This is a genomic window from uncultured Aquincola sp., from assembly GCF_964001545.1.
Classification (GTDB): Bacteria; Pseudomonadota; Gammaproteobacteria; order Burkholderiales; family Burkholderiaceae_C; genus Aquincola.
In genome coordinates, this window is the sequence record NZ_CAXFDV010000784.1 from 1 (window position 1) to 2757 (window position 2757).

The following is a 2757-nucleotide window of genomic DNA, read 5'->3' on the forward strand; positions in this document are numbered from 1 at the left end:
TACGTCGTGGCCACCGACGTGCTGGCCGAGCATGAGGCCGACTTCAACGCCTGGTACGAGACCGAGCATGCCCCCGGCCTGGCCGCGGTGCCCGGCACGGTGCGGGCCAGCCGCTGGCTGGCGCCTGGCGCCTCACCGCGCTACCACGCCTGCTACGACCTCGCGCGGCGCGAAGCCTTCGGCAGCCCGCCCTGGCTGGCGGTGCGCGCCACCGACTGGAGCAGCCGGGTGCGGCCGCACTTTCGCAACACGCACCGCACCTTGTACAGACAAGTGCCGTTGCAGCCGGCCTGATCAGGCCGCGCGGGCGAAGAAGGCCTGCACCAGCTTGACCCAGTAGGTGGCGCCGATGGGCAGCAGCGCATCGTTGAAGTCGTAGCTGGGGTTGTGCAACTCGCAAGGGCCCATGCCGTGGTAGGTGGCCTCGCGATGCTCGCCGTCGCCATTGCCGATGAAGCAGTAGGTGCCCGGGATCTTTTCCAGGAAGAACGAGAAGTCCTCGGCCCCGGCCACCGGCGGCGCCTCGCGAAGCACCTTGTCGGCCCCGAAGGCCTGCGTGGCCACCTCGGCCGCGAAGTCGGTGGGGGCCGGCCAGTTCACCAGCGGCGGGTAGGCGCGCACGAACTTCAGCTCGCCGGTGGCGCCGTAGGCCTGCGGCAGCGTCTCGGCGATGCGGCGCATCTGGTTCTCGATCAGGTCCAGCACCTCGATGCTGAAGGTGCGCACCGTGCCTTTGAGCACCGCCTCGTCGGGAATCACGTTGTAGGCATCGCCCGCATGCATCTGCGTGACGGTGAGCACCGCGGTGTCGATCGGCGACTTGGTGCGCGAGATCACCGTCTGCAGCATGCCCACCATCTCGGCCGCGATGACGATGGGATCGACGCATTTCTGCGGCATGGCCGCATGGCCGCCGGTGCCGCGGATGACGATGTCGAAGCGGTTGCTCGACGCCATCATCGGCCCCTTGCGGAACGAGAAGCTGCCCGCCGGGGCGCCCGGCATGTTGTGCACGCCGTAGACCTCGTCGCATGGAAAGCGCTCGAACAGGCCGTCGGCCATCATCGCCCGCGCGCCGGCGTTGCCGCCTTCTTCGGCCGGCTGGAAGATGAAGTTCACGGTGCCTTCGAAGTCGCGGTGCGTGGCCAGGTACTGGGCCGCGGCCAGCAGCATCGCGGTATGGCCATCATGGCCGCAGCCGTGCATGCGCCCGGGGTTGAGCGACACATGCGCGAAGCGGTTGTATTCGGGCATGGGCAGCGCATCCATGTCGGCGCGCAGGCCGATGGCGCGCTGGCCGGGCCCACGGCTGCCGTGCAGCACGCCCACCAGGCCGGTCTGGCCCAGGCCGCGGTGCACCTCAATGCCCCAGGCGGCCAGCTTCTCGGCCACCAGGTTGGACGTGCGCGTTTCCTGGAAGGCCAGCTCGGGGTGGGCATGGATGTCTCGGCGCAGCGCCCGGATGGCGGGCACTTCTTCGCGGATGGCGTCGATCACGCCGGTGTCGGCTTGCAGGGTCTCGGTCATCGCGGTCATCCTCGGGTTTGCTGGCGCACGTAGTCGGCCAGTTCGGCCGACACGCCGGCCAGGGCTTGCTGCAGCGTGCCGAAGTTGGCGCTGCGTTCGCGGGTGGCTTCGTTCATGTACAGGCCGCGGTGCAGCTCGATCTGCAGGCTGTGGCGGCGTTCGGCCGGGCGGCCGATGCGGGCGATCAGCGCCACGCCCTTGAAGGGGTCGTTGAAGGCCACGCTGAGCGCGCGGCGGCGCATGGCTTCGGCCACCAGCTGGATGAACTCCTCGCTGCAGGTGCGGCCGTCGTGGTTGCCCAGCACCACGTCGGCCAGCGGCTTGTCGGTCTGGATCTGCAGGCCTTCGTACGAGTTGGCGGGCATCGAGTGCAGGTTCAGGTGCCACACCGCGCCGTGGCGCTCATAGGCCTGCTCGATCTGCTGCAGCAGCGTGCGCTGGTAGGGCGCGTGGTACTGGCTGATGCGCGCCTGCACCTCGGCCACGCTCAGCCGCCGGTCGTAGATGGGCTGACGGCCATCATGGCCGGCGTCGCGCCAGATCAGGCCGATGCCCAGGCGGGTCTTCTCGCTGGGCTGGAGTTCGTGCGGCCAGGGTGCGTCCAGCAGCGCCGCATCCAGGTCGGCCGGGTCGCGGTTGGGGTCGATGTAGCTGCGCGGAAACTCCGCCGCCAGCAGCGTGCCGCCCACGCTGGGCAGGGCCTGCCACAGCACGTCGACGTCGGTGTCTTCACCGGCACGCAGTTCTTCAAACGGCAGGGCATAGCCGAAGTCGGCGGGGTACTTCAGGCCGCTGTGCGGCGAATCGGCCACCAGCGGCACCGCATCAGCCGTGGGCTGGTACAGCGTGAAGGGGTCGAACGCCGTGTCGGCTTGGGGCTGCACACGGGTATCTGGGGTGGGTGTCATGCGGGGACTGCTTTGGCGTGCACCGTGATGGGTTGGGGCAGGTCGTTGAGGTGGCAGGCGCTGGTGTGCCCGGGGGCCAGCGTCTTCAGGGCCGGCCGCTCGCTGCTGCAGCGGGGCAGGGCCTTCGGGCAGCGCGGGTGGAAGGCGCAGCCTGAAGGCGGCGCCAGCGGCGAAGGCAGTTCGCCCTGGATGGGTTGGTACTGCCGGCGTGTGGTGTCCAGCGTGGGCAGCTCGGCCAGCAGCGCCTGGGTGTAGGGGTGGTTGGGGCGGTTGAACACCGTGTCGGTGGGTGCCACCTCCACGATGCGGCCCAAATACATGA

Annotated in this window: 3 protein-coding genes and 1 pseudogene; 1 reads left to right on the forward strand and 3 read right to left on the reverse strand. The window is 69.4% G+C overall.

Annotated features, from left to right (window positions below; genetic code table 11):
• A pseudogene (locus tag ABNT58_RS27275) lies at positions 1-294 on the forward strand (hypothetical protein); the annotation flags it as partial.
• On the opposite strand, the gene ABNT58_RS27280 reads toward ABNT58_RS27275, so the two are convergent.
• The 3 genes from ABNT58_RS27280 to ABNT58_RS27290 form a co-directional block, all read right to left on the reverse strand.
• Positions 295-1536 (reverse strand): M20 aminoacylase family protein, encoded by a 1242-nt coding sequence (locus tag ABNT58_RS27280; protein ID WP_348756514.1) that lies wholly within the window; start codon positions 1534-1536, stop codon positions 295-297.
• Entirely contained in the window at positions 1533-2435 is a 903-nt protein-coding gene (locus ABNT58_RS27285; RefSeq protein WP_348756515.1) for an N-formylglutamate amidohydrolase, read from the reverse strand. The genes ABNT58_RS27280 and ABNT58_RS27285 overlap by 4 nt, the downstream gene beginning before the upstream one ends.
• On the reverse strand, positions 2432-2757 hold a 326-nt coding region (locus ABNT58_RS27290; RefSeq protein WP_348756516.1), incomplete at its 5' end, for an oligopeptide/dipeptide ABC transporter ATP-binding protein. The genes ABNT58_RS27290 and ABNT58_RS27285, both read right to left, overlap by 4 nt.

Coding starts and splice junctions, on each gene's coding strand:
- ABNT58_RS27280 (WP_348756514.1), bottom strand. CDS start 1,536: ATGACCGCGATGACCGAGACCCTGCAAGCCGACACCGGCGTGATCGAC.
- ABNT58_RS27285 (WP_348756515.1), bottom strand. CDS start 2,435: ATGACACCCACCCCAGATACCCGTGTGCAGCCCCAAGCCGACACGGCG.